This window comes from Streptomyces sp. CC53 (assembly GCF_001865245.1).
Taxonomy (GTDB): domain Bacteria; phylum Actinomycetota; class Actinomycetes; order Streptomycetales; family Streptomycetaceae; genus Streptomyces.
The window spans coordinates 1-5,311 of the sequence record NZ_MKXB01000046.1 but is presented as its reverse complement, the minus strand read 5'-3'; the positions used below and the strand labels follow the sequence as shown (position 1 = coordinate 5,311).

Here is a 5,311-nt window from a genome sequence, read left to right as displayed (position 1 = left end):
GGCGGGACGGGTGGGAGCGAGGGGGCCTTGGACGCTCCGGGCCGGGCCGGCGCGCCGGACTCCACGGCCTCGGCCGGAACGGACCCCCGCACCGTCCACGGCACCGGGACCGCCGCCGTGGCGGGCACCGGGCGGGCCGCGGCCGGTGCGGAGCCCACCGCCGGAGGGGAAGACGCCCACAAGACGCCCGCAGACCGCCGTACCGAGGACGCACGATGACCACCGCCGCCCCCTACACCTCGCCGATCCCCGTCCGGCCCGCCCGCCTCGGCGACGCGATCACCGCCGAGTGGACCAAGATGCGGTCGCTCCGCTCCACGATGTGGACGCTCGGAGTGATGACCGCCGTCGTCGTCGGGGTCGGCTTCCTGCTGGCCTTCGCCATCGGGCAGGTGCCCGAGGAGGGGCCCGACAGCGAGCTGGCCGGCAGCGGCGTGCTCGAACTCGGCATCGTCGGCATGCTCCTCGGCTCCGTCTGCGTCATCACCCTGGGCGTGCTGACGGTCACGTCCGAGTACGGCACCGGCCTGATCCGGGCGACGCTGACCGCCTGCCCCAGTCGGGGCCGCATCCTGGCGGCGAAGTCGATCGTCTTCTTCGCGGTGGTCTTCACAATCACCACCGCGGTCTCCGCGGCCAGTGCCGCCGTGCAGACGGCCATGCTCCCGGGGGCCGGCGGCGCGCCCACCGAGCACTGGCTGCGCGCGACGGTCGGCGTGGGCCTGTTCATGGCGCTGCTGGGGCTGCTCTCGCTGGCCGTGGGGACGCTGCTGCGGCACTCCGCGGGCGCCATCACCACCATGATCGGCGTGGTGCTGCTGCCGTTCGTGCTGGCCATAGGGCTCTACGCGGAGTCGCTCACGGACCTGCGGACCTGGCTCGTCGAGTACTCCATCCCCAGCCAACTGGCGGTGCTCTACAGCGGCCAGACGGACTACACGGGCACACCGTCCGGCTGGGACCCGCTGTGGATCATGGGCGGGGTGGCCGCGGTCGCACTCGCCGGAGCGTACGCGGCGCTCACCGCGCGGGACGTGTAACCACCGGCGTCAGTGGCGGGGCGCGTTGCGGGACCGCTGCACCTTCGCGGTGCGGCGGTCCTTCGCGTTCCAGCACGCCTTGTGCCAGTGCCGCCGGTCGTCCACGCCGCCGTAGTCGGGCCAGGCCACCACGTGGGCGACGGAGGGCGGGATCTCCTGGTCGCAGCCGGGGCAGCGGTAGCGTTTCCCCGCGGTGGCGGCGCCCGCCACGTGCCGCACGGACCACTCCTCGCCCTGCCAGGTCTCGGTCTGCTGGAAGCCGCCGTACCGGTCGCCCGTCCCGCCGCCGGTCGCGCTGGTCGGCTGTCCGCCCCTCTTCGGGGACCGGTTGCGGCGCGGGGACACGATGAACACCTCACAAGGGGCGGGCGGGACGGGGACGGGGACGGTCGAGCGTCGGCCCTCCAGCGTACGGGGAGCGAACGGGGACTTCCGCACCCCGATGCGGTCGTCGACCGGTCGCAGCGGTGACCGTTCAGGCGTGCGATCACCCCCTCGGCCGGGGGCGCTTAGCGGAAAATCGGAAGAACCCGCCGTGGGGCCGTTGCCTTTGGCACGTGTCAGGCGTTGATGCCCGTGAGGCAGCCGCGTGGGCCGTCAAGGAGGCAGCAGGCGATGCGCGTGGGAACGTTCGTACTGGCGGCGCAGTTTCCCGGCCAGGGGCACAGCGAGGCACTGCACCGCGCGGTGCGCTCCGCCGAGGTGGCGGAGGAGGCCGGGCTCGACTCGGTGTGGCTGGCGGAGCACCACTTCGTGCCGTACGGCACGTGCCCCTCCGCCGTCACGCTGGCCGCGCTGCTCCTGGGGCGCACCCGCCGCATCCGGGTCGGCACGGCGGTCAGCGTGCTGCCGACGGGGCACCCGGTGGCGCTCGGGGAGCAGGCGGCGCTGCTGCACATCGCGTCGGGCGGCCGGTTCACGCTGGGCGTGGGGCGCGGTGGCCCCTGGGTGGACCTGGAGGTCTTCGGTACCGGGCTCGACGCGTACGAGAAGGACTTCCCGGAGGCGCTCGACCTGCTGCTGCGCTGGCAGCGCGAAGCCCGGGTGTCGGCGGACGGCCCCCGGCACCGGTTCCGGGAGGTCGCCGTCGTGCCGCGGCCGGACGAGCTCGTCGACGGCTCGGCGGCCCCCGAAACGGTCCTCGCCTGCACGTCGCCCGCGAGCGTGAAGCTGGCCGCCTCCCGCGGCCTGCCGATGCTGCTGGGCATGCACTGCGGCGACGACGTCAAGGCGGACATGGTCGCGCTGTGGCGGTCGGAGGCCCTCGCCGCGGGCCGTCCGCCCGAGGAGGTGGCGCGGGTCGCGGACCTGCACGTGTCGGCGGGCGTCGCGCAGATCGCGGACCACACGGCGGACGCGCGGGAGCTGCTGCTGAAGACGATGCCCGGCTGGCTGCGGCGGGGCCTGGACGCCCATGTGACGGTCGACGGGCGGGCGCGCGCGATGCGCGATCCGCTGGCGTACACGGAACTGCTGTGCCGGCTGCACCCGGTGGGCACGCCCCGGCTGGCCGCGGACCGGCTGGCCGCGACGGCGGAGCGCACGGGCATCCGGCGGTTCGCGCTGCTGGTGGAGGGGTCGGGCCTGGTGGCGGCCACGGAGGAGAACGTGCGGCGGCTGGCCTCGGACGTGCTGCCGCTCCTGCGGTGAGCCCCCGCGGGGGCCCGCCCGGTGCCGGACGGCGGCGGTCCCGGCCGCCCCGGCTGCTGCCGCCCCTGCGCCGGTCACGCCCGGCGCCGGTCGCACCGTCGGGGGTCGCGGAGCGGCAACACGCGGACGCGGCGTCAGCAGTCCCGGAGCTCCGGGGACTGGTTCAGCAGCTGGGCCCGCACGGACGTGAACCGGGCGAGCCTCTCGTCGACCGACGGGTCCAGGGGGAACACCGCCACACGGTGGCAGTTCTGGAAGGCGAGCCGCACGCCGAAGTGGCGCTGCAGCGCCCCGCGGATCGCGTCACTCGCCAGGGCGCGCAGGAGCTGTCCCCGCGCCTGCTCGTCCGGCGGCGGCGTCTGGTTGTCGGCGAAGGCACCCCCGTCCACCTTCAGCCGGGCCACCAGAGAACTGATCATCTCCCACGCATACGGCAGGGAGGTCCGGACGCAGTCGACGAATTCGGCTTCGTCGACCTCGCCTCGCTCGGCCTGTTCCAACAGAGCCGGTGAGACGTCGAGCGACATGGGTTCTCCTCTCGCGACCCCGTGGCGAACGGGGCCTTACGGGCAGGGAAAGGAGGCCCCCCGCCACGCACGCAGCGTGCACGAGTGACGACCTCCCGCGTCCACGTTATGCGTGCTGTCCGGGCCGCACCAGGAGATTGGGACACAACAGGCCACGGATCCGCGCACCTTGGCGGCCGTGTGGTGGGAGCGCTCCGCCGTGCCGGGTGGAATCGCGTGGAGGCCGCCGTGTCGAGTAGCGTTGCGGACCATGCGTCTCGTCATCGCCCGCTGCTCCGTCGACTACGCCGGCAGGCTCACCGCCCATCTGCCCTCCGCCCCCCGACTGATCCTCGTCAAGGCGGACGGCAGCGTGTCGATCCACGCCGACGACCGGGCCTACAAGCCCCTGAACTGGATGTCGCCGCCGTGCACCCTCAAGGAGGGGGACGGCGAGACCGAGGGCGTGTGGACCGTGGTGAACAAGGCCGGGGAGAAGCTGATCATCACGATGGAGGAGGTCCTCCACGACTCCTCGCACGAACTGGGCGTGGACCCGGGGCTGATCAAGGATGGCGTGGAAGCGCACCTCCAGGAACTGCTGGCCGATCGGATCGAGACACTCGGCGAGGGCTACACGCTGATCCGCCGCGAGTACCCGACCGCCATCGGACCGGTCGACATCCTGTGCCGGGACGCGGACGGCGCCACCGTGGCGGTGGAGATCAAGCGGCGCGGCGAGATCGACGGCGTGGAGCAGCTGACGCGCTACCTGGAGCTGCTGAACCGGGACCCCCGCCTGGCGCCGGTGCGGGGCGTGTTCGCCGCGCAGGAGATCAAGCCGCAGGCCCGCGTCCTGGCCACGGACCGCGGTATCGGCTGCGTGGTCCTGGACTACGACGCCCTGCGCGGCATCGAGGACGACAAGCTCCGCCTCTTCTGAGCGGACGGCACGGGTTCCCGTCCTGACGGTACGAGCCCGGGTGGTGCGCGAGCGGCCCCGGTAGGCGAGCGTCGCCTGCCGGGGCCGCTCGCCGTTCCGGCCGGCCGCGGCCCGGGCATCCCGCGACCGCGGCCGGGTCAGGCAGGGGTGCCGGTGGTGCCCGTGTCCCCGGTGGAACCGGTCGACGTGGAGAGGCCGCTCGCGGTGGGCGCCTCGCCGCCGGTGCCGCCACCGGTGGTCGCGTCCCCGCCGGTGCCGCCGTCGGTCGTGGAACCGCCCGTGGTGTCCGTGCCACCCGCGTCGGTCGTCCCGGTGGTGGTGCCGCCATCGGTCTCCGCGCCGCCCGTCGTCGTCGACCCGGTCGTGGCGCCCCCGCTGTCCCCCTCCCCGCCGGTGGTGGTGCCGCCCGTCGTCTCCGTACCGCCCGTGGTGTCCGTGCCGCCCGAAGCGGTCGTCCCCGCCGTGGGGCTGCCGGTCGTGGACGACGAGCTGCTGCCGCTCGGGGACGGCGACGACGAGCCTCCCGTGGACGAGGAAGCGCCGCCGCTGGGCGTGGTGCCGGACTCGCCGCCCGACGGGCTCTCGGAACCGGACGACGACGGGCCGTCGCCCGCCGAGCCGGTGGCGCCGGGCCGCACGGGGCTGTCCGTGCCGCCGCCGTCGCCGGACCCCGTGCCGCCCGCGGTGCCCGCGGTGCCCGCCCCCGGAGTGGCGCCGCCCGTCCCGCCGGTCGTCCCCCCGCCCGACGCGCCGCCGGAGGTGCCGGAGGTCTGGTCGCCGTCGCCGGTGCTGTCGTCGCCGCCCGTGGAACGGTCCGTGGTGACCGTCCGGCCGCCGGTGCCGTCGGTGTTGCCGCCGTCGCCGGAGGTGGCGCCCAGGGTGACGACGGTGCCGAGGACCGCCGCGAGGAGCGCGCCCGCACCGGCCGCCACGAGGTTGCGCCGGGCGCCGGTCAGCAGGCCGCCGCGCAGCCGCGCGAACCGTCCGCCCCGGTGCGGCGCGGGCCGGCCACCGGCCGGCTCGGCGCCGTGAGCGGTGGACACGACGTGGGTGTCGTACGGCGGCACGTGGGCGGCGACGGTGTCCCCCGGGGCCTGGCCGCCGGTGCCGGTCGCGCCGGCCGGGCCCGCGACGGGGGTGCCGGCCGCGGGGGTGCGCCCGGGGAGGGCGGC

General features: G+C 75.3%; 6 protein-coding genes and 1 pseudogene. 4 read left to right on the top strand and 3 right to left on the bottom strand.

All coding sequences use genetic code 11. From position 1 onward, the window contains the following. A partial coding sequence (locus BJP40_RS34820) for a hypothetical protein (RefSeq protein ID WP_371258596.1) occupies window positions 1–219 on the top strand: 219 nt, incomplete at its 5' end. Further along, window positions 216–1,040 (top strand): ABC transporter permease, encoded by an 825-nt coding sequence (locus tag BJP40_RS04165; RefSeq protein ID WP_071269445.1) that lies wholly within the window; start codon window positions 216–218, stop codon window positions 1,038–1,040. The genes BJP40_RS34820 and BJP40_RS04165, both read left to right, overlap by 4 nt. A gap of 9 nt (window positions 1,041–1,049) precedes the next feature. On the opposite strand, the gene BJP40_RS04160 is transcribed toward BJP40_RS04165, so the two are convergent. Next, entirely contained in the window at window positions 1,050–1,385 is a 336-nt protein-coding gene (locus BJP40_RS04160; RefSeq protein ID WP_071269451.1) for an ATP/GTP-binding protein, read from the bottom strand. Window positions 1,386–1,655: 270 nt separating this feature from the next. Here BJP40_RS04160 and BJP40_RS04155 point away from each other — a divergent pair, with 270 nt between their 5' ends. Continuing rightward, window positions 1,656–2,690, top strand: a complete 1,035-nt coding sequence (locus BJP40_RS04155) for an LLM class flavin-dependent oxidoreductase (RefSeq protein WP_071278664.1) — start codon at window positions 1,656–1,658, stop codon at window positions 2,688–2,690. 134 nt (window positions 2,691–2,824) lie between these two features. Here the strand turns inward: BJP40_RS04155 and BJP40_RS04150 are convergent, their stop codons facing one another. After that, entirely contained in the window at window positions 2,825–3,217 is a 393-nt protein-coding gene (locus BJP40_RS04150; RefSeq protein WP_071269448.1) for an SCO5389 family protein, read from the bottom strand. Between the two features lie 250 nt (window positions 3,218–3,467). Here BJP40_RS04150 and nucS point away from each other — a divergent pair, with 250 nt between their 5' ends. Beyond that, entirely contained in the window at window positions 3,468–4,139 is a 672-nt protein-coding gene (nucS, locus tag BJP40_RS04145) for an endonuclease NucS (RefSeq protein ID WP_071278662.1), read from the top strand. A gap of 137 nt (window positions 4,140–4,276) precedes the next feature. On the opposite strand, the pseudogene BJP40_RS33950 reads toward nucS, so the two are convergent. Beyond that, window positions 4,277–5,311, bottom strand: a pseudogene (locus BJP40_RS33950) (hypothetical protein); the annotation flags it as partial.